At 73.2% G+C, this 18,530-nt stretch carries 15 protein-coding genes; 10 read left to right on the top strand and 5 right to left on the bottom strand.

The window, feature by feature from the left end; all coding sequences use genetic code 11:
• Nucleotides 1–123: 123 nt before the first annotated feature.
• Together acs and AC0693_RS37520 are read right to left on the bottom strand one after the other, a co-directional pair.
• The gene (gene acs / locus AC0693_RS37525) at nucleotides 124–2,121 is read right to left on the bottom strand and encodes an acetate--CoA ligase (RefSeq protein ID WP_356406829.1); all 1,998 of its coding nucleotides are present in this window, start codon (nucleotides 2,119–2,121) and stop codon (nucleotides 124–126) included.
• A gap of 171 nt (nucleotides 2,122–2,292) precedes the next feature.
• Nucleotides 2,293–4,839, bottom strand: coding sequence for a SulP family inorganic anion transporter (locus tag AC0693_RS37520; RefSeq protein ID WP_478804435.1), 2,547 nt, complete (start codon nucleotides 4,837–4,839; stop codon nucleotides 2,293–2,295).
• Nucleotides 4,840–5,076: 237 nt separating this feature from the next.
• On the opposite strand from AC0693_RS37520, the gene AC0693_RS37515 reads away from it, so the two are divergent.
• Nucleotides 5,077–6,384 carry a polysaccharide deacetylase family protein gene (locus tag AC0693_RS37515; RefSeq protein WP_478804434.1) on the top strand — a complete coding sequence of 436 codons (1,308 nt, stop codon included), beginning with the start codon at nucleotides 5,077–5,079 and terminating at the stop codon, nucleotides 6,382–6,384.
• Here the strand turns inward: AC0693_RS37515 and AC0693_RS37510 are convergent.
• Entirely contained in the window at nucleotides 6,350–7,432 is a 1,083-nt protein-coding gene (locus tag AC0693_RS37510; protein WP_478804433.1) for an ATP-binding protein, read from the bottom strand. The two genes, AC0693_RS37515 and AC0693_RS37510, sit on opposite strands and share 35 nt — an antisense overlap.
• A 109-nt stretch (nucleotides 7,433–7,541) precedes the next feature.
• Between AC0693_RS37510 and AC0693_RS37505 the strand changes: the two genes are divergently transcribed.
• Complete coding sequence (locus tag AC0693_RS37505; RefSeq protein ID WP_356406538.1) at nucleotides 7,542–8,411, top strand: Fic family protein; 870 nt, start codon at nucleotides 7,542–7,544, stop codon at nucleotides 8,409–8,411.
• 400 nt (nucleotides 8,412–8,811) lie between these two features.
• Here the strand turns inward: AC0693_RS37505 and AC0693_RS37500 are convergent, their stop codons facing one another.
• Nucleotides 8,812–9,690 carry an HAD family hydrolase gene (locus AC0693_RS37500; protein ID WP_469319126.1) on the bottom strand — a complete coding sequence of 293 codons (879 nt, stop codon included), beginning with the start codon at nucleotides 9,688–9,690 and terminating at the stop codon, nucleotides 8,812–8,814.
• Nucleotides 9,691–10,331: 641 nt separating this feature from the next.
• Between AC0693_RS37500 and ssd the strand changes: the two genes are divergently transcribed.
• Genes ssd through AC0693_RS37465 form a run of 7 tightly spaced genes read left to right on the top strand, consistent with a single transcriptional unit; the run spans nucleotide 10,332 to nucleotide 15,482 of the window.
• Nucleotides 10,332–11,549, top strand: coding sequence for a septum site-determining protein Ssd (gene ssd / locus AC0693_RS37495; RefSeq protein ID WP_478804432.1), 1,218 nt, complete (start codon nucleotides 10,332–10,334; stop codon nucleotides 11,547–11,549).
• Nucleotides 11,546–12,694, top strand: coding sequence for a TadA family conjugal transfer-associated ATPase (locus AC0693_RS37490; RefSeq protein WP_478804431.1), 1,149 nt, complete (start codon nucleotides 11,546–11,548; stop codon nucleotides 12,692–12,694). The genes ssd and AC0693_RS37490 overlap by 4 nt, the downstream gene beginning before the upstream one ends.
• Nucleotides 12,691–13,578: a type II secretion system F family protein gene (locus AC0693_RS37485; protein ID WP_469319124.1), complete on the top strand. Its 888-nt coding sequence runs from the start codon at nucleotides 12,691–12,693 to the stop codon at nucleotides 13,576–13,578. The genes AC0693_RS37490 and AC0693_RS37485 overlap by 4 nt, the downstream gene beginning before the upstream one ends.
• On the top strand, nucleotides 13,578–14,393 hold the full coding sequence (locus AC0693_RS37480) for a type II secretion system F family protein (protein ID WP_478804430.1): 816 nt from the start codon (nucleotides 13,578–13,580) through the stop codon (nucleotides 14,391–14,393). Before AC0693_RS37485 ends, AC0693_RS37480 begins: the two co-directional genes overlap by 1 nt.
• Nucleotides 14,394–14,438: 45 nt before the next feature.
• Entirely contained in the window at nucleotides 14,439–14,627 is a 189-nt protein-coding gene (locus AC0693_RS37475) for a DUF4244 domain-containing protein (protein ID WP_469319132.1), read from the top strand.
• On the top strand, nucleotides 14,614–15,045 hold the full coding sequence (locus tag AC0693_RS37470; protein WP_469319122.1) for a TadE family type IV pilus minor pilin: 432 nt from the start codon (nucleotides 14,614–14,616) through the stop codon (nucleotides 15,043–15,045). The genes AC0693_RS37475 and AC0693_RS37470 overlap by 14 nt, the downstream gene beginning before the upstream one ends.
• On the top strand, nucleotides 15,042–15,482 hold the full coding sequence (locus AC0693_RS37465) for an Rv3654c family TadE-like protein (protein ID WP_478804429.1): 441 nt from the start codon (nucleotides 15,042–15,044) through the stop codon (nucleotides 15,480–15,482). Before AC0693_RS37470 ends, AC0693_RS37465 begins: the two co-directional genes overlap by 4 nt.
• Before the next feature lie 24 nt (nucleotides 15,483–15,506).
• On the opposite strand, the gene AC0693_RS37460 is transcribed toward AC0693_RS37465, so the two are convergent.
• Complete coding sequence (locus AC0693_RS37460) at nucleotides 15,507–18,089, bottom strand: DEAD/DEAH box helicase (protein WP_478804428.1); 2,583 nt, start codon at nucleotides 18,087–18,089, stop codon at nucleotides 15,507–15,509.
• 81 nt (nucleotides 18,090–18,170) lie between these two features.
• Here AC0693_RS37460 and bldG point away from each other — a divergent pair, with 81 nt between their 5' ends.
• A complete protein-coding gene (gene bldG, locus AC0693_RS37455) occupies nucleotides 18,171–18,512 on the top strand; it encodes an anti-sigma factor antagonist BldG (RefSeq protein ID WP_478804427.1) in 342 nt (113 codons plus the stop codon).
• The last annotated feature ends 18 nt before the right edge of the window (nucleotides 18,513–18,530 follow it).

The following is an 18,530-nucleotide window of genomic DNA, read 5'->3' as shown; positions in this document are numbered from 1 at the left end:
TACTTTACAGGGGACCCGCGGACGGTGCGAGGTACGCAAGGGATGTATCCGGCGATCATCACCTTAAACGCGAAAGGGGCACCCGGCGCGCTGTGCGCCGGGTGCCCCTGGGACGCGGGGGACTCAGTCCTCGTCGCCCGCGGCGGGCAGCTGGGTCTGGATCAGGTCCATGACCGAGGAGTCCGCGAGGGTGGTGACGTCACCGACCGCCCGGTTCTCCGCGACGTCGCGCAGCAGGCGGCGCATGATCTTGCCGGAGCGGGTCTTGGGCAGCTCCTGGACCGGCAGGATCCGCTTCGGTTTGGCGATGGGGCCGAGCGTGGTGCCCACGTGGTTGCGCAGCTCCGCGACCAGGGTGTCGGTCTCGGCGGCGCTGCCGCGCAGGATCACGAACGCCACGATGGCCTGACCGGTGGTCTCGTCCGCCGCGCCGACCACGGCCGCCTCGGCGACCGAGGGGTGCGAGACGAGCGCCGACTCGACCTCGGTGGTCGAGATGTTGTGGCCGGAGACCAGCATGACGTCGTCGACCCGGCCGAGCAGCCAGATGTCGCCGTCGTCGTCCTTCTTGGCGCCGTCGCCGGCGAAGTACTTGCCCGGGAAGCGCGACCAGTAGGTGTCGATGAACCGCTGGTCGTCACCCCAGATGGTGCGCAGCATGGAGGGCCACGGCTCGGTGAGGACCAGGTAGCCGCCTCCGCCGTCGGGGACCTCGTTGCCCTCGTCGTCCACGACGGTGGCGCCGATGCCGGGCAGCGCGCGCTGGGCGGAACCCGGCTTGGTCGCGGTGACACCGGGCAGCGGGGAGATCATCATGGCGCCGGTCTCGGTCTGCCACCAGGTGTCCACGATCGGACAGCGGTCACCGCCGATGTTCTTGCGGTACCACATCCAGGCCTCGGGGTTGATCGGCTCGCCGACCGACCCCAGCACGCGCAGGCTCGACAGGTCGAACTTGGCGGGGATGTCGTCGCCCCACTTCATGAAGGTGCGGATGGCGGTGGGCGCCGTGTAGAGGATGGTGACGCCGTACTTCTGCACGACCTCCCAGAAACGCCCCTGGTGGGGGGTGTCGGGGGTGCCCTCGTACATCACCTGGGTCGCGCCGTTGGCCAGCGGCCCGTAGACGATGTAGGAGTGCCCGGTCACCCAGCCGATGTCGGCGGTGCACCAGTAGACGTCGGTCTCCGGCTTGAGGTCGAAGACGGCGTGGTGCGTGTACGAGGCCTGCGTGAGGTAGCCGCCCGAGGTGTGCAGGATGCCCTTCGGCTTCCCCGTGGTGCCCGAGGTGTAGAGGATGAAGAGCGGGTGCTCCGCGTCGAAGGCCTCGGGGGCGTGCTCGGCGGACTGGCGGCCGACGATGTCGTGCCACCAGACGTCCCGGCCCTCGGTGAAGGCGGTGTCCTGGCCGGTGCGCCGGACGACGAGCACGTGCTCGACCTGCGGGCACTTGCCGACGGCCTCGTCGATGGCGGGCTTGAGCGCGGTGGGCTTGCCGCGGCGGTAGCCGCCGTCGGCGGTGATGACGAGCCGGGCGTCGGCGTCCTGGATGCGGGAGGCGACGGCGTCGGCGGAGAAACCGCCGAAGACCACGGAGTGTGCGGCGCCGACCCGGGCGCACGCGAGCATCGCGACGACGGCCTCGGGGATCATCGGCAGGTAGACGGCGACCCGGTCGCCGCTGCGCACCCCCAGCTCGGTCAGGGCGTTGGCGGCCCGGGAGACCTCGTCCTTGAGCTCGGCGTAAGTGATCGAGCGGCTGTCGCCCGGCTCGCCCTCGAAGTGGAGGGCCACCCGGTCGCCGTTGCCGGCCTCGACGTGACGGTCCACGCAGTTGTAGGCGACGTTCAGCTTGCCGTCCGCGAACCACTTCGCGAAGGGCGGGTTGCTCCAGTCGAGCGTCTCGGTGGGCTCGACGGCCCAGCTCAGCCGACGTGCCTGCTCGGCCCAGAAGCCCAGCCTGTCCGCGTCGGCCTGTTCGTACGCCGCGGCCGTCACGTTGGCGGCGGTGGCCAGATCGGCGGGCGGTGTGAACCGCCGCTCCTCCTTGAGCAGGTTGGCCAGGCTGTCATTGCTCACGACATCTCCCTTTCCCAGGGTGTCCGTTGTGTCCCCGGGTATAGCTCATCAGGTCGGACACCCAGGTGACAAGCCCTTGCCGAGAATTGGTTTAGACCTATACCACGGTGGATCGGGTGCCCCGGCCCCGGGCGGGCAGGCGCCGATGGCCCCTTCCCGCGACGGGTCGCGGGAAGGGGCCATCGGTGGCGTTCGAGGACGGAGCGTATCGGCTCAGGCGTGGGAGGCCGCCCGGGGCAGAGCGGGAGCGTCCCGCTTGGCCGCTTTTGCCCCCTCGGTGTCCGGGAGGACACTGTCGAAGACCCGGCAGTCGAAGAAGTCCTCGCCCGGGGACAGCAGATAGGCCTGGGCCTCGCCCACGTGGAAGTACATGCCGTGGAGTTCCAGGGTCCCCTCCGCCAGCCTGCGCGCCACCGACTCGTGGGCCCGCAGGTGTTCCAGCTGCTGCACCACATTGGTCAGGCAGAGCTGCTCCACGGCGTCCGCGGGCAGCCGGCCCGAGATCCGCACCCAGGCGTGGTGCCGACTGGACATCCGGGCCAGGCTCGGCAGTCCGTGCCGCAGCCAGCGCCGCAACGGCGTCATCGGTGCGCCCGGCGTCGCATTGAGCAGTGCCTGCATCGCCCCGCACCCCGAGTGCCCGCACACGGTGATGCTGTCCACCCGCAGGACGTCCACCGCGTACTCGATGGCGGCCGCGACGGAGTCGTCGGTGGACTCGGCGCCGGGCAGCGGGACCAGGTTGCCGACATTGCGGACCGTGAACAGGTCGCCCGGACCGCTGGCCGTGATCATGCTGGTGACCAGACGGGAGTCCGCGCAGGTCAGGAAGAGCTGCGAGGGGCTCTGCCCCTCGCGCGCCAGCCGGGCCAGCTCGTCCCGGACGTGCGGGGCGGTGTCGCGCTGGAACGCGACGATCCCGTTGGCCAGTTGGCCCGCTCCCCGGCGGCGCGGCCCGGGGGTCGGGCGGACGCCGGCCCGCGCCCCGGCGGCAGCGGAGCCGGCCGGGCCGACCGGAGCGCCCGGACCCGCCGAGCCGCCCGGAACCGCCGCGCCCCTCGCGGGAGCGGCCTCGCCGACGGGGACCACCGAACCGGCGTGAGCCGCCGGACCCACCGCTCCGGTCTCCGGCTCCCCGGCCGTCCGGTGGTCGCAGTGGTTCTTCCAGGGGGTCCAGGGGCGGCAGCAGTGGTGGGCGCCGTGCGGGGCCTGGCCGGGCTCACCGATCCGGGCCCCGGAGCGGCCGGTGACCTCCACCGAACCGCCGTGTGCCAGATGGGAGTCCTGCCAGTCCTGGAGCGTCTCGTAGGCCGCGTGGTCGATGAAGGAGCCGTCCAGCTCGATCACGGCGTGTGCCTGCGGCGGGATCTGCCCCAGCACCCGGCTCAGCCGCGGCACGGCGAGGAAGGTCAACTGGCCGCGTGCCCAGACCCGGTGGACCGCGCCGTCGTCCTGGATCTCGACGGTGATCCGCGTGCGTGCCAGGCGCTGCAGGGCCACGGCGACCGCGGCCGCGATGCCGACGGCCACGCCTTCGAGGACGCCGCCGAGCACCACGGCCGTGATGGTCGTGAGGTAGACGACGAACTCCCGGTGACGGGTGACGTTGCGCAGCCGCGTGATGCTGGCCATCTGCACGCCCACGGCCATGACGAGCGCGGCCAGCGCGGCGAGCGGGATCAGGTCCAGCAGGGGGACGAGCAGCCCGGCCGCGAGCAGCACCCACAGGCCGTGCAGCATCGACGACCTCCGGCTGACCGCACCGGACTTCACGTTGGCGACGCTACGGGCGGCCCCGCCCGCGACGGGAAGCCCGCCGAGCGCCCCGGAGACCATGTTGGCGAGCCCTTGGCCGCCCAGCTCCCGGTTCAGGTCGGCGCGCGCGGGGCGGTCGCCGGTACCGCGGCTGGAGGCGATCATCTTGTCGGTGGCGACCGCGGACAGCAGCGATTCCACACTGCCGACCAGGGTGACCGTGAGCACCGCCGCGAGGATGCCGAGGACGGGCCCCTCGGGCAGCTCGGGCAGGGCGTGGCTGCTCCAGGACGGCAGGTCCACCCGGGGCAGGGTGAGTCCGGCGAAGGCCGCGACGGCGGTGGCCGAGGCGACGGCGGCGAGCGCCGCCGGAACCTTGCGCAGCGCCCGCCCGGTCCGACCGGGCAGCCGGGGCCAGGCGAGCAGCACGGTCAGGGTGAGCGCGCTGACGGCGAGCGCCCCGGGGTGGAGGTCGGCCAACTGGGCGGGCAGTCCCAGCACGTTGGCCACAGCGGAACTCTGCGGAGTGCCGCCGAGCACGATGTGCAGCTGGGCGATGGCGATGGTCACGCCGACGCCGGCGAGCATGCCGTGGACGACGGCCGGGCTGACCATGAGGGCGGAGCGGGCGGTGCGCAGGAGGGCGAGGCCCAGCTGGCAGAGACCCGCGAGGACGGTGATGGCGCAGGTGGTGCGCCAGCCGTAGCGCTGGATCAACTCGGCGGTGACGACGGTGAGTCCGGTGGCGGCGCCGCTCACCTGGAGCGGAGCCCCGCCGAACCGTCCGGCGACGATCCCGCCCGCGACGGCGGCCACGAGCCCGGCCTGGAGGGGCGCGCCGGTGGCCAGGGCGATGCCCAGGGAGAGCGGCAGGGCGATCAGGAAGACGGCGGCGGAGGCGGAGAGGTCGGCGGCGAGGCCGGGGGGAATCCGGGGCGTGGCCCCGGGGGGCGCCGGGGGCGGGGAGGCGTGGTGGGTGGAGCGCGTGGGGGCGCTGGCGGTCATGTCCCGTCTCCTCTGGGGGCAGGGGTGAAGCGGCGGGAGTCTCAACACTCGGTAAATGGATGGTAATGCAGAGTAAAGAGCCTGCCTAGACATAGGGGTCGAATAGCCTACGAATTAGCTCGCACGAGTGATTAAGTATTTAGTCGGGCTTGTCATACCTTTCCCGGGCCGGGTCGCGTGCGACGTTTCAGCCGGAACGTGCGGAACACCGAAACGGGCAAGGGATGAGGTGGGCGGATGATGGCCGCCACGAAGAAGATCGCCGGAGGGCTGATCGCCACGGCACTGGTCCTGGGCGCGACCGGATGCGGCGCCTCGGAGCCCGCCAAGTCCACCGGCTCGGGGGGCGCTCAGGTCAAGAAGGGCGCGGCGGCGCCGGAGGCCCCGGGCAGCGTCCTGCGGATGATCGGCGACGGCTCGACCTCGTACACCGGCCCGCAGCCGAACGTGGCCAAGCCGGAAAAGCTCAAGCCCGGCCAGAAGCCCCCGCAATTCGTGGTCTTCTCGTGGGACGGGGCCGGCGAGGACAGCCAGAAGCTCTTCTCGCACTTCCGCGGGGTCGGCAAGCAGTACAACGCGCGGATGACGTACTTCCTCAGCGGCGTGTACATGCTCCCCGAGGAGAAGCGTTCCCTCTACACCGCTCCCCAGCACGCCCCCGGCCGCTCGGACATCGGCTTCGGTGACCTGCAGGGCATCAAGGACACCGCCGAGCAGGTCCGCGGCGCCTGGCTCGAGGGCAACGAGATCGGCACCCACTTCAACGGCCACTTCTGCGGACCCGAAGGCGGCGTCGGCACCTGGTCGGTGGAGGAGTGGAAGAGCGAGATCAACCAGGCCAAGTCCTTCGTCAAGTCCTGGAAGACGAACACCCCGGCCCTCAAGCAGGAGAAGGCGCTGCCCTTCGACTACGACAAGGAGCTGATCGGCGCCCGCACCCCGTGCCTCGAAGGCCAGAAGAACTTCATGCTGGCGGCGAAGGACATGGGCTTCCGCTACGACTCCAGCGGGATCAGCAAGCAGATCTGGCCCAAGAAGACGGACGGCCTGTGGGACCTGCCGCTCCAGCTGGTGCCGATGCCGGGGCGCGCGTTCGAGACGCTCAGCATGGACTACAACTACCTGGTCAATCAGTCGGGGACGACGACCCAGGGCGACCCCTCGCAGCACGCCTACTGGGGTGAGCAGATGCGCGACGGCCTGATGAAGGCCTTCGGCCGCGCCTACGAGGGCAACCGCGCCCCGCTGATCATCGGCAACCACTTCGAGTCCTGGAACGGCGGCACCTACATGCGCGCCGTCGAGGACTCCATCAAGGGCATGTGCACGCAGAAGGAGGTCCGCTGCGTCACCTTCCGCGAGCTGGCCGACTGGCTGGACGCGCAGGACCCCAAGACCCTGGAGTGGATGCGCACGCTCGACGTCGGCCAGGCGCCGAAGGAGGGCTGGACGAAGTTCCTGACCGCGGGTCCGGCGGCCCCGCCCTCCGCTGCCGCGGCGCCCCCGGCCGTCAAGCCGGCTGCGGAGTCGGCAGAGGAGAGCTGAGCGGCTCACCCGCCGGCCCGGCGGACGCCCCGGTGACGGGCTCGCCGTCGAGCCGCTGGTGACCGAGCCGCTCGTGGAGGACGAAGTCGGGGTCGATCTGGTCCGTCAGATCGACCCCCGTCTTCGCGTTGCCCCAGCTCTCGGCGTTCTTCCGGTGGAAGTGCACCATCTGCTCGGTGTACCGGACCCAGTCGCGCCCGGCGTACGAGTCGTCGGCCGCGTCCTGGAGCGTCTGCAGGGCCACCCGGTTGCTCGCCTCCAGCAGGTCGAAGGGGGCCGGACGGCCCTTCTCCATCGACCGGACCCAGTCGGAGTGCCCGACGGTGACGAGCAGGTCGTCCCCGACCTCGGCGCGCAGGAAGTCGATGTCGTCCTGCCCCTGGACCTTGTTCCCGACCACCTTCAGCGTGACGCCGAAGTCCCGCGCGTACTCCTTGTACTGGCGGTAGACGGACACGCCCTTGAGCGTCGGCTCGGCGACCAGGAAGGTCATGTCGAAGCGGGTGAACATGCCGGAGGCGAAGGAGTCCGAACCGGCCGTCATGTCGACGACGACGTACTCGTCGGGTCCGTCCACGAGGTGGTTCAGGCAGAGTTCGACCGCCCCGACCTTCGAGTGGTAGCAGGCCACGCCCAGGTCGGATTCGGTGAAGGGCCCGGTGACCATGAGCCGGACGTACTCGACGTCGCCCTCTTCGTGGCGGTCGAGCGTGACGGTACGGGCACAGGCGTCGTAGACCGGGTTGTCCTCCGCGACGCGCAGCAGGCGCGAGCCGCTGCCGGGCGGGGTGGTCTTGATCATCGCCTCGGCGGAGGCGATGCGGGGGTTGGAGCCGCGCAGGTACTCCTTGATCAGCGGCAGGTGCGCGCCCATGGCGGGCAGCGCGGCGGCCTCTTCCTCGGTGAGACCGAGCGCGGCGCCCAGGTGCTGGTTGATGTCGGCGTCCACCGCGACGACGGGGGCCTCATTGGCTGCGAGGTGGCGGATGAAGAGGGAGGACAGCGTGCTCTTGCCGCTGCCTCCCTTTCCCACGAAAGCGATCTTCATGTTCACCAAGCGTAGTCGGTTGACCGCACGGTGTGTCCGAGGTGAGTGAAGAAGACCACTCCAAGGAGGGGTCGGTGCTATGGCTGAGCAGTGCGTAGGCTCCCTACTTATGAGTAGCGCTTCTGATCCGCTGGCCGTCCTGACGTCGCTCCCCGGAGTGCCGGACGCGGTGGACTCCGTACGCAAGGCCGTGGACCGGGTCTACGGGCACCGGGTGATGCGGCGCCGCGCCGGCGAGGTCACCTCGGAGGCCGCACTGCGGGCGGCGCGCGGGAGCGCGGCGCTGTCCGGTGCGGACTGGGCCCTGGAGGAGGTGCGGCGGCGCAGCGACTTCGGCTCGGAGGAGCAGGCGCGGACCGTGGGCGCGGCGCTGCGGCTCACCGCCGAGGCCGGGCAGCTGCTGAGCATCTGGCGGCAATCGCCGATGCGGGTGCTGGCGCGGCTGCACCTGGTGGCGGTGGGGCAGGTGAGGACGGGTGGTGGCTCTGGCTCCGGTTCCGCGCCGGGGGCGGACGGACCGGCCGTGGACACCGTCGGGCGGCCGAGGCTGGCCGGCGAGCCGGTGGACGAGCCGCTGGTGGAGCTGCCGCTGCCGGACGCGCGGGAGGTCGCGGGACGGCTCGAAGGGCTGTCCGGGCTGATCATCGGCGGGAGTGCGGCCCCGGCTCTGGTCACGGCGGCCGTGGTGCACGGCGAGCTGCTGGCGCTGCGGCCGTTCGCTTCGTACAACGGGCTGGTCGCGCGTGCGGCCGAGCGGATCGTGCTCATCAACAGCGGCCTCGACCCGAAGGCGATCTGCCCTGCGGAGGTCGGTCACGCCGAGCAGGGCCGCGCGGGCTACCTGGCGGCCTTCGAGGGGTACGTGTCCGGGACCCCCGAGGGGATGGCCGCATGGATCGCGCACTGCGGGCGGGCGGTCGAACTGGGTGTCCGCGAGTCGACGGCGGTGTGCGAGGCGCTCCAGCGCGGCGCCGCCTGAGGGCGGCCGGAACAAAGGGTTGCGGCGACACCGTCTTGCTCTGGTGTCGCCGCTGGCACTCGCGCCGGGTTACCAAGCGTCCTCGAAGGTTGCCCATCAGGTCGGGAACTCTGCCCGTCACCTGGTGCGGCTGGCCCGTAATCGACGGGTCGACGTCGCGTGGGTGCTCGGCGTTCGTGCATCTTGCTCGGTCCGTGGGCCTTACTGCGGTTAAAGATGATCCTCTCGGATGTTCTTTGGTCTCGCGGGCCGTTGACTCCTTTGTACTCCGCTTCCGAAGTAAGCGGAACCCCTAGCCCCACTTCTTTACTTTCGGGGCGTAACGGTGCGAATCGGGCGCGGCGTGTCGTGGCTGGTCAGGGCCTCGCGGGGGGCTGTGCGAGGTGCGGATCGGCGGGCGTCAGGCGGAGCCGGTGACCGCCGCGAGGGCGCTCGCCCGGCGTCGGCTGGTGTACCAGACGAGGCCGGCCGTGGCCGCGGCCGCGCCGACCGCCGCCGCCGCGATAAGTGCGGGGCGGGCGGGCATGGACAGTCCGGGCAGCCGCTGCTTGAGCCGGACCGGCCGGTTGAAGACCAGGACCGGCCACTCTCGGGCCAGTGCCTCCCGACGCAGTGCCCGGTCGGGGTTGACCGCGTGCGGGTGGCCGACCGCCTCCAGCATCGGGACGTCCGTCGCCGAGTCGCTGTAGGCGTAGCAGCGCGCGAGGTCGTAGCCCTCGGACTCGGCCAACTCCCGTACGGCTTCCGCCTTGGTGGGCCCGTAGGCGTAGTACTCGATCTCGCCGGTGAAGCAGCCGTCCTCGCCGACCACCATGCGTGTGGCGACGACCCGGTCGGCGCCCAGCATCTCGCCGATCGGCTCGACCACCTCCGCGCCGGAGGTCGAGACGATCACCACGTCGCGGCCCGCGGTGTGATGGGCCTCGATGAGGGAGGCCGCCTCGTCGTAGATGATCGGGTCGATGAGGTCGTGCAGGGCCTCGGCGACGATCTCCCGGACCTGCTGGACGTTCCATCCCTTGCAGAGCGCGGAGAGGTACTCCCGCATCCGCTCCATCTGGTCGTGGTCGGCGCCGCCGGCCAGGAAGATGAACTGGGTGTACGCGGTGCGCAGCACCGCTCGCCGGTTGATCAGGCCGCCCTGGTAGAAGGACTTGCTGAACGTCAGCGTGCTCGACTTGGCAATGACCGTCTTGTCCAGGTCGAAGAAGGCGGCAGTGCGAGGCGAGGAGTGCGGCAAGGGCTGGTTTTCCACGCCCCGAGCATATGCGCCCACCATTCGGCGTAAAGTGCGGCGCGTGGGTTTGCCTAAGCGGCCTCTCGGGTACACCATGGAAGTCACGGATCGTTCGCGACCGTGCTAACCCGGTCTGGCTCCTCCCCCCCCGAGTCGGACCGTGGGGACGACCCCCGCTCTCCCCCCCGGCGGGGGTCGTCGCATGTCCGGACGCGGTTCGCGTCCCTGCCTTCGGCCCCAAGTGATCATTCCTCTGGCCCCTCTTGCTCGGTGGGCCTGCGTGGCGAAGGCCCTTCATTCTCTCGAACGCATGACGCTGTGTAGTTGTTCCAGTGCGCTGTGAACTCACTCTTGTGGGTGGCGAAGTTATTCACAGGCGCGTTCTTGTCCCCAGTTTTCAAGCAAGATCCACTTGATTTCCCCTCCTCGCTGCACGGTGATTCCGGGCGTGAAGTCCACGGCCCGGGATGTGCGGTGAGAAAGGGGTGGGGATCATGGCTGGATCGTTCACGGGATCGACGGCCGGAATGTGGGCCGGACCGAGGACCGGGAGGGCGGCCGCGGCGGGGCCCCGGGCGCGGACCCGGCCCGCGGCGGGACCGGTGGCCGGAAGGCCGCGGGGAGCGGCGGTCGGTGTGAAGGCCCGCGCGCGGGCAGGGGAAAGGGCTCGGCCGGGACGGGGCGTGCCGGTTCCCGCCGGGGAGCGGCCCGCGCTGGGCGGCGGACGGCCGCTGATCATCACGGAAGACCCGTTGCTGCTCGACGATCTGCTGCGGCTGTGCGCCGCGGCGGGAGCCGAGCCGTATGTGGACCACTCGGTGCCGGAGCACAGCGGAACGGCGTGGGCCGCCGACGTCGACCCAGACGGCGCCGAGGGCGGCGAGGCCGCCGGGGCCCGGCGCACCGGCGGGGACCCAGGGGACGGCGCCGAGCGGACCGCGGGCGGGGGCATCGGCTGGGAGAGCGCGCCGCTCGTCCTCGTCGGGGACGACGCCGCGCGGCGGGTGCGCGGAGCGCCCCGCCGGCACGGGGTGTTCCTCGTCGGCCGGGATCTGGACGATCCCCTGGTGTGGCAGCGGGCGGTGGAGATCGGCGCCGAGGAGGTCCTGCGGCTTCCGGACGCCGAGAGCCGTCTCGTCGACCGCATCGCCGATGTGGTCGAGGGCGCCGGACGGCCCGCGCTGACGGTCGGGGTCATCGGCGGGAGCGGCGGCGCCGGAGCCTCCACGCTGGCCTGCGCCCTGGCGGTGCGGGCCGCCGCTTCCGGGGAGCGGACCCTCCTCGTCGACGGCGACCCGCTGGGCGGCGGTATGGACGTGCTGCTCGGCGGCGAGGGCGCCCAGGGGCTGCGCTGGCCGGACTTCGCGGGCTCGCGGGGCCGGGTCGGCGCCGACGCGCTGGCGGAATCACTGCCGGAACTGCACGCGCTGCGGGTGCTCAGCTGGGACCGCGGCGACCGGGTGGTGGTGCCGCCCGCCGCGATGCGGTCCGTGGTGGCCGCCGCGCGGCGCCGGGGCGGCGTGGTGGTGGTCGACCTGCCCCGGCGGGTGGACGAAGGGGTGGCCGAGGTACTGGCCCAGCTGGACCTGGTGCTGCTCGTGGTGCCGGGCGAGCTGCGGGCGGTGGCCGCCGCCGGGCGGGTGGCGGCGGGGGTCCGGATGGTGGCCCGGGACGTGCGGGTGGTGGTCCGGGGAAGGTTCCCGGGCGGGCTGGACGCCGAAGCGGTGGCCGAGCTGCTGCGGGTGCCGCTGGCCGGAGAGGTGCCGCTGGAGGTGGGACTGCCCGGCAGGGTGGCCGAGGGGGAGACCCCGGGGGCTCGGGCCCGGGGTGCGCTGGCCCGGTTCTGCGACGGCTTCTGGGCGCGGGCGCTGGCCCCTGCCGGTCAGGGGGTGACGGCATGAGCGCCGGGCTGCTGGACGCGGTGCGCCGGCGGCTGGCGGAGAGCGGGGCGGAGCCGACCCCGGCCCGGGTGGCGGCGGCGCTGCGGGCCCAGGGGCGGTTGCTGGGGGACGCGGAGGTGCTGGGCGCCGCCGAGGAGTTGCGGTGCGAGCTGGTCGGCGCGGGGCCGCTGGAGGCCCTGCTGGCCGATCCCGGGGTGACGGACGTGCTGGTGGCCGCGCCGGACCGGGTGTGGGTGGACCGGGGCGGGGGGCTGGAGCTGACCGCGGTGACCTTCGCGGACGCCGAGGCGGTGCGCAGGCTCGCGCAGCGGCTGGCCGCCGTCGCGGGGCGCCGGCTGGACGACGCGCGGCCCTGGGTGGACGCGCGGCTCCCGGACGGCACCCGGCTGCACGCGGTGCTGCCACCCGTCTCGGTCGGCTCGGCCTGCTTGTCGCTGCGGGTGGTGCGGCCGCGGGCCTTCACCCTGGAGGAACTGGTGGCCGCGGGGACGCTGCCGCCGGGCGGGCAGCGGCTGCTCCGGGCGCTGATCGAGGCCCGGCTCTCGTTCCTGGTGTCCGGGGGCACCGGCACCGGAAAGACCACGCTGCTCAGCGCGCTGCTGGGGCTGGTCGGTCCGGACGAGCGGATCGTGCTGGCCGAGGACTCGGCCGAACTGCGCCCCGACCACCCCCACGTGGTGCGGCTGGAGGCCCGCCCGGCGAACCAGGAGGGCGCGGGCCTGGTCACGCTGGCCGACCTGGTCCGCCAGGCGCTGCGGATGCGGCCGGACCGGCTGGTCGTGGGCGAGGTGCGGGGACCCGAAGTGGCCGATCTGCTGGCCGCTTTGAACACCGGGCACGAAGGCGGGTGCGGGACGGTCCACGCGAACGCCGCCGCGCACGTCCCCGCCCGGATGGAGGCCCTGGGAAGCGCCGCCGGGCTTGACCGGGCCGCCCTGCACAGCCAGTTGGCGGCGGCTCTCTCCCTGGTGATCCACCTGGTCCGGGACCGGGGCGGGCAGCGCCGGGTGGCCGAGGTGCACGTGCTGGAGCGGGATTCCGCCGGACTGGTGGTGACGGTGCCCGCGCTGCGCTGGGGTGCGCGGGGTTTCGTCCGGGAGGCGGGCTGGGAGCGGCTGCGCCCTCTGCTGGGAGGTGTGCGATGAGCGCGGGGACGTCGTTGGTATCGGTTCCGGTGTTCGCCGCGGCGCTCTGTACCGGGGCGGCGGCCTGGCTGCTGGCCGCCCGGGACCAGGGGCCCCGGCGGGCCCGGCTGCTGCTGGCCGGGGCGGGACCAGTGGCATCCGGGGGGCCCGCGCCCTGGGAGCGGCTGGTCGCCGCGGTGCGGGTGCGGGCGGCCCGCGCGCCGGAATGGGGTGCGCTGGTGGCCGGGCTGGTCCTGGCCGTACTGGGGGGATCGGCGATCCCGCTCGTCGTGGGGGCGGTGGCGGTGCCGCTGGTACGGAGACTGCTGCGGATCCGGCGGCGGGCCCGCGCCCGGGAGGCGCGGGCCGCGGAGGTGACGGCCCTGTGCGGGGCCGTGGTGGGGGAGCTGCGCTCCGGGGCGCAGCCGGGGCAGGCCCTCACGGCGGCGATGCGCCGGACGGTGGCCGGACCGGGAGGTCCGGGCGCGGCGGAGGCGGGGCTGCTGGCCGCGGCGGCCTTCGGCGGGGACGTGGCCGGGGCACTGCGGCTGGCGGCCCGGGAGCCGGGCGCGGAGGGGCTGGCCGGGATGGCCGCCTGCTGGCGGGTCTCGCTGGACGGCGGTGCGGGGCTGGCGGCCGGGCTGGAGCGGCTGGAGGGGGCGTTGCGGGCGGAGCGGGACCGGGACGAGTCGCTGCGGGCCCAGTTGGCGGGGGCGCGCTCCACCGCGGTGGTGCTGGCGCTGCTGCCGCTGGTCGGGCTCCTGATGGGGACGGCCATGGGCGCCGACCCGCTGCGGGTGCTGCTGCACACCCCGCTGGGGCTGGGGTGTCTGGCGGCGGGCGGGGTGCTGGAGGCGCTGGGGTTGCTGTGGTGCCGGCGGCTGATGCGGGCGGGTGAGCGGTGATGGGCGGGTTCGGGGCGTGGCTGCCTGAGCCCGGGGGTGGCTTCGGGTTCTTCGTCCACAGGCTGGGGACGGCGCTCTGCCTCGCGGGGGCGGTGGTGTGCTTGGCGTCGGCGCTGGGTGCGCGGGTCCGGGAGCGGGGGGTCCGGCGCAGGCTCGCGGTGCTGCTCCCGGTGGACCCGGTCCCCCGCGGGCCCCTGATCGGATCCCGGATCCGGGGTGCGGTGGCGGGGTGGGCCGCGCCGGTCGGGGCGCTGCTGGCCGGGTGGGTCCTGGTCGGCGGGGTGGCGGGCGGGGCGGTCGGGTGCGCGGCGGCCTTCGGGGTGCGGAGGTGGCAGCACCGGGTGCGGGCGGCGCCCGCGGTGGATCCGCGGGAGGCGGTGCGCCAGTTGCCGTTCGCCGCGGATCTGCTGGCCGCGTGCCTGGCGGCCGGAGCGGGGCCGGTGGAGGCGGCCGAGGTGGTCGGGGAGTCGCTCGGCGGGCCGGTGGGCGAGCGGCTGGCCATGGCCGGGGCGGAGCTGCGGCTCGGCGGTGAACCGGGGGACGCGTGGGGGAGGTTGGCGCGGATACCGGACGCCCGGATGCTCGCCGAGTGCCTGGAGCGGGCCGCCAGGACGGGGGCTCCGGCGGCGGAGCCGGTGTCCCGGCTGGCGGTTCGGCTCCGCGAGGACCGGGCCCGGCGGGCGGGGGCCGTGGCGCAGAGGGTGTCGGTTCTCATCACCGCCCCGGTCGGGCTGTGTTTCCTCCCCGCCTTTCTCGCCGTGGGAGTGGCTCCGGTGGTGATCGGAATGGCTTCCGGTCTCCTCTCCGGTAACTGAAATCACATCAGAAACTCACATTCACAGGAGGTTGTCATGCGGATCATGTGGGCGCGTGTCAGGTCGGCTCTGCGGGGTCGCTGCGGGGACGCGGGAATGTCCACTTCGGAATACGCCATGGGCACGATCGCGGCGTGTGCGTTCGCGGCCGTTCTGTACAAGGTGGTGACGAGTGACGCCGTCGCGGCGGCGCTCCAGTCGACCATCGGGAAGGCACTCGATGCGCCCTTCTGAGTGGACTTCCCGGTGTTCTTCCGGCCAGGGGTCTGACGACGCGTCCGGGAAGTCCGGGCGCGTGCGGAAAAAGGGGGACCGGGGATATGTGACGGCTGAGACGGCACTGGTGATCCCGGCGCTGGTTCTTTTCGCGGCGCTGCTGGTGTGGGCGTTGATGGCGGCGGCAGCGCAGATCCGGTGCGTGGACGCGGCGCGGGCGGGGGCACGGGTGGCGGCCCGGTCGGAACCGGCCGAGGCGGCCCTCGGCGCGGCCCGGGAAGCCGCGCCGGCGGGGGCGCGGGTGGAGCTGGAGCGGACCGGTGACCTGTGGCGGGTCCGGGTGAGCGCGCCCGCGCCCGGCCCGGGGGCGCTGCCGGTGCGGCTGGGGGCCCAGGCGGTGGCGCTGGCCGAGGACAGCGTGGGGCCGCCGCCGTGAGCCGGGACCGGGGCTCGGCCACGGTGTGGGCGGCGGTGGTGGCCACGGCGCTCGTGGCGGTGTTCGGGGGAGTGCTGCTGCTGGGCCAGGCGGTGGTGGCCCGGCACCGGGCCGCTTCCGCCGCGGACCTGGCGGCGCTGGCCGCCGCCGCGAGCTGGACCCACGGCCCGCGGGCCGCGTGCGCGACGGCGATACGGGTGGCGGTGGCCCAGGGTGCCCGGATGACCGCCTGCACGCTCTCGGGGGAGCTCGCGGACGTCACGACCCGCACCTCGACGGGCCCCTTCACCCCCGAGTCGACTGCCCGCGCGGGCCCGCGGCTGCCCCCGGCCCCCGGTCCCCGCCCGGCCTCGAACCCCGCCTCGGCCTCAACCCCAGTCCCTGGCTCTGCCCCGGGCCCGGCCACCGGCTCCGACCCGCCCCCCGGACCTGACTGACTAGGGCGGGGACGGAGCCCGGGCCTAGGAAGCCGCCGGCGGTGCCGACGGCCCGAGCTCCGGCCCCGCGGCGGGCCCCGGCTCCGGCCCCGCGGCGGGCCCCGGCTCTGGCTCCGCCCCCGGCCCCGCAGCGGGCCTCGCCCCCGCCTGCCCCTCAGGGTCCGGGGCTCCTGAGAGGAGGTGGGTCAGGAGGCGGATGGCGCCGCGTTTGTGGAGGGGGTCGTTGCCGTTGCCGCATTTGGGGGACTGGATGCAGGACGGGCAGCCGGCCTCGCACTCGCAGGCCGCGATGGCGTCCCGGGTCGCGGTCAGCCAGGCGCGGGCCGTGTGGAAGGCCCGCTCCGCGAAGCCGGCACCGCCCGGATGGCCGTCGTAGACGAAGACCGTCGGAAGGAGGGTGTCCGGGTGGAGCGGCACGGAGACGCCGCCGATGTCCCAGCGGTCGCAGGTGGCGAACAGGGGGAGCAGGCCGATGGAGGCGTGCTCGGCGGCGTGCAGGGCGCCGCCGAGGATCTCCGGATTGATCCGCGCCTGGTCGAGCTGGTCCTCGGTGACCGTCCACCACACGGCCCGGGTGCGCAGGGTGCGCGGCGGCAGGTCGAGTTTGGCCTCGCCGAGCACCTCGCCGGTGATCAGTTTGCGCCGCAGGTAGGACACGACCTGGTTGGTGACCTCGACCGAGCCGAAGCAGAGCCGGGCCGCGCCCCAGGGGATCTCGGTGTCGGTGTCCAGGACGGAGATGGAGGTGATGTCGCGGGCGGTGGTGGAGAAGGGCGGGGAGGCCTCCTCGACGAGGGCGACCGAGTCCTCCAGGTCCAGGTGCTTCACCAGGTAGCTGCGGCCCTGGTGAAGGTGGACCGCGCCGTCGTGGACGGTGGTGTGGGCGGCCGCCTCGTCGACGGTGCCGAGCAGCCGCCCGGTGGCGGCTTCGACGATCTGGACCGGGCGTCCGCCCTCGCCCCGGATGTCCGTCAGGTCGGAGGCCCGCTCCCGGCGGGTCCAATGCCAGGCCGTGGCGCGGCGGCGCAGCAGCTTCGCCGCTTCGAGCTGGGGGATGAGGTCGTGGGCGGCCGGGCCGAACAGCGCCAGGTCGGCCTGGGTCAGCGGCAGCTCGGCGGCCGCCGCGCACAGGTGGGGGGCCAGGACGTAGGGGTTGTCGGGATCCAGCACGGTGGCCTCCACGGGCCGCTGGAACAGTGCCTCGGGGTGGTGGACGAGGTAGGTGTCCAGCGGGTCGTCGCGGGCGATCAGGACGGCCAGGGCGCCGTGGCCGGAGCGCCCGGCCCGGCCCGCCTGCTGCCACAGGGAGGCCCGGGTGCCCGGGTACCCGGTGATCAGGACGGCGTCCAGGCCGGAGACGTCCACGCCCAGCTCCAGGGCGGTGGTGGCGGCCAGCCCGAGGAGTTCCCCGGAGTGCAGGGCCCGCTCCAGGGCCCGGCGCTCCTCGGGCAGGTAGCCGCCGCGGTAGGCGGCCACGCGGGGCGGCAGGGAGCGGTCGACGGAGGCGAGGCGCTCCTGGGCGATCAGGGCGATCAGCTCGGCGCCGCGCCGGGAGCGCACGAAGGCGACCGTACGGACGCCCTGGACCACCAGGTCGGTCAGGAGCTCGGCGGTCTCCGCGGTGGCCGTGCGCCGCACCGGGGCGCCCTTCTCGCCCCGCAGCTCGGTGAGCGGCGGCTCCCACAGGGCGAAGACGACCTCGCCGCGCGGGGAGGCGTCGTCCGTGATCTCCGTCACGGGGATGCCGGTGAGGCGGCTCGCCGAGGCGGCCGGGTCGGTGGCGGTGGCCGAGGCGAGGAGGAAGACCGGGTCGGCGCCGTAGCGGGCGCACAGCCGCCGCAGCCGGCGCAGCACCTGGGCGACGTGCGAACCGAAGACCCCGCGGTAGGTGTGGCACTCGTCGATGACCACATAGCGCAGGGCGCGCAGGAAGGAGGACCAGCGGGGGTGGCCCGGGAGTATGCCCCGGTGCAGCATGTCGGGATTGGTCAGCACGTAGTTGGCGTACTGGCGGACCCATTCGCGTTCCTCGACGGGCGTGTCCCCGTCGTAGACGGCGGGCCGGACGGCGTTTCCGAGCGGTCCGGCGAGTTCCCGCACGGCGCGCCGCTGGTCGGCGGCGAGGGCCTTGGTGGGCGCGAGGTACAGGGCGGTCGCGCCCCGCCCATTGGGCGCCTCGGCGCCGTCCGCGAGGGCGCTGAGGACCGGGGCGAGGTAGGCGAGGGACTTGCCCGAGGCGGTGCCGGTGGCGACGATCACGGACGTGCCGTCCAGTGCGTGCTCGGCCGCCCGCGCCTGGTGTTCCCACGGGTGTTCGATGCCCGCGGCCTGGATCGCCGCTACGACATCCGTTCGGATGCGATCGGGCCACACTGCATGACGGCCCGCCCGAGGGGGCAAGTGCTCCGTATGAGTGATGCGCGCAGCTCGCGAAGGCCCCCGTGACAGGCGGTCCAGGACCGTGTCGGGGCCGGGTCGTGAGTCCGCGGCCGCCGTGGGCCGACCGGGACGGGAAGTGTGGGACATCCGAAGTGAGTGTGTCACCGGTGTGCGGGACAATGGTCCCAAGGCGTCGTGCGCGCCTGCCGGTAAGTGATTGAATGCCATCGCGGCAGCCAATCCCTCCTCTACCTTCGGATGAGGAGGCCCCTGGGGGGCGCCGCTCGATAGCAAGGTGCTGGAGGATCCGTGGACCTGTCCCTGTCGACTCGCACAGTTGGCGACCGCACAGTCGTCGAGGTCGGTGGCGAGATTGATGTGTATACCGCGCCCAAGCTGCGCGAGCAGTTGGTCGAGTTGGTGAACGACGGCAGCTACCACCTGGTTGTCGACATGGAGCGAGTGGACTTCCTCGACTCCACCGGCCTCGGTGTGCTCGTGGGAGGCCTCAAGCGCGTCCGTGCGCACGAGGGCTCGCTGCGCCTGGTGTGCAACCAGGAGCGCATCCTCAAGTTTTTCCGCATTACCGGTCTCACCAAGGTGTTCCCGATTCACACCACGGTGGAAGACGCCGTCAACGCCACCGACTGACGGATCCCGGCAGTAGGA

It is taken from the genome of Streptomyces sp. NPDC043876, from assembly GCF_056435825.1.
This window is presented reverse-complemented; position numbering and strand designations above follow the sequence as displayed.

What these genes read in the sequence shown, in the direction of transcription:
- AC0693_RS37520 (WP_478804435.1), bottom strand. Translation starts at nt 4,839, where the DNA reads ATGACCGCCAGCGCCCCCACGCGCTCCACCCACCACGCCTCCCCGCCC.
- AC0693_RS37515 (WP_478804434.1), top strand. Translation starts at nt 5,077, where the DNA reads ATGATGGCCGCCACGAAGAAGATCGCCGGAGGGCTGATCGCCACGGCA.
- AC0693_RS37510 (WP_478804433.1), bottom strand. Translation starts at nt 7,432, where the DNA reads ATGAAGATCGCTTTCGTGGGAAAGGGAGGCAGCGGCAAGAGCACGCTG.
- AC0693_RS37505 (WP_356406538.1), top strand. Translation starts at nt 7,542, where the DNA reads ATGAGTAGCGCTTCTGATCCGCTGGCCGTCCTGACGTCGCTCCCCGGA.
- AC0693_RS37500 (WP_469319126.1), bottom strand. Translation starts at nt 9,690, where the DNA reads ATGGTGGGCGCATATGCTCGGGGCGTGGAAAACCAGCCCTTGCCGCAC.
- AC0693_RS37490 (WP_478804431.1), top strand. Translation starts at nt 11,546, where the DNA reads ATGAGCGCCGGGCTGCTGGACGCGGTGCGCCGGCGGCTGGCGGAGAGC.
- AC0693_RS37485 (WP_469319124.1), top strand. Translation starts at nt 12,691, where the DNA reads ATGAGCGCGGGGACGTCGTTGGTATCGGTTCCGGTGTTCGCCGCGGCG.
- AC0693_RS37480 (WP_478804430.1), top strand. Translation starts at nt 13,578, where the DNA reads ATGGGCGGGTTCGGGGCGTGGCTGCCTGAGCCCGGGGGTGGCTTCGGG.
- AC0693_RS37475 (WP_469319132.1), top strand. Translation starts at nt 14,439, where the DNA reads ATGTGGGCGCGTGTCAGGTCGGCTCTGCGGGGTCGCTGCGGGGACGCG.
- AC0693_RS37470 (WP_469319122.1), top strand. Translation starts at nt 14,614, where the DNA reads ATGCGCCCTTCTGAGTGGACTTCCCGGTGTTCTTCCGGCCAGGGGTCT.
- AC0693_RS37460 (WP_478804428.1), bottom strand. Translation starts at nt 18,089, where the DNA reads ATGGCATTCAATCACTTACCGGCAGGCGCGCACGACGCCTTGGGACCA.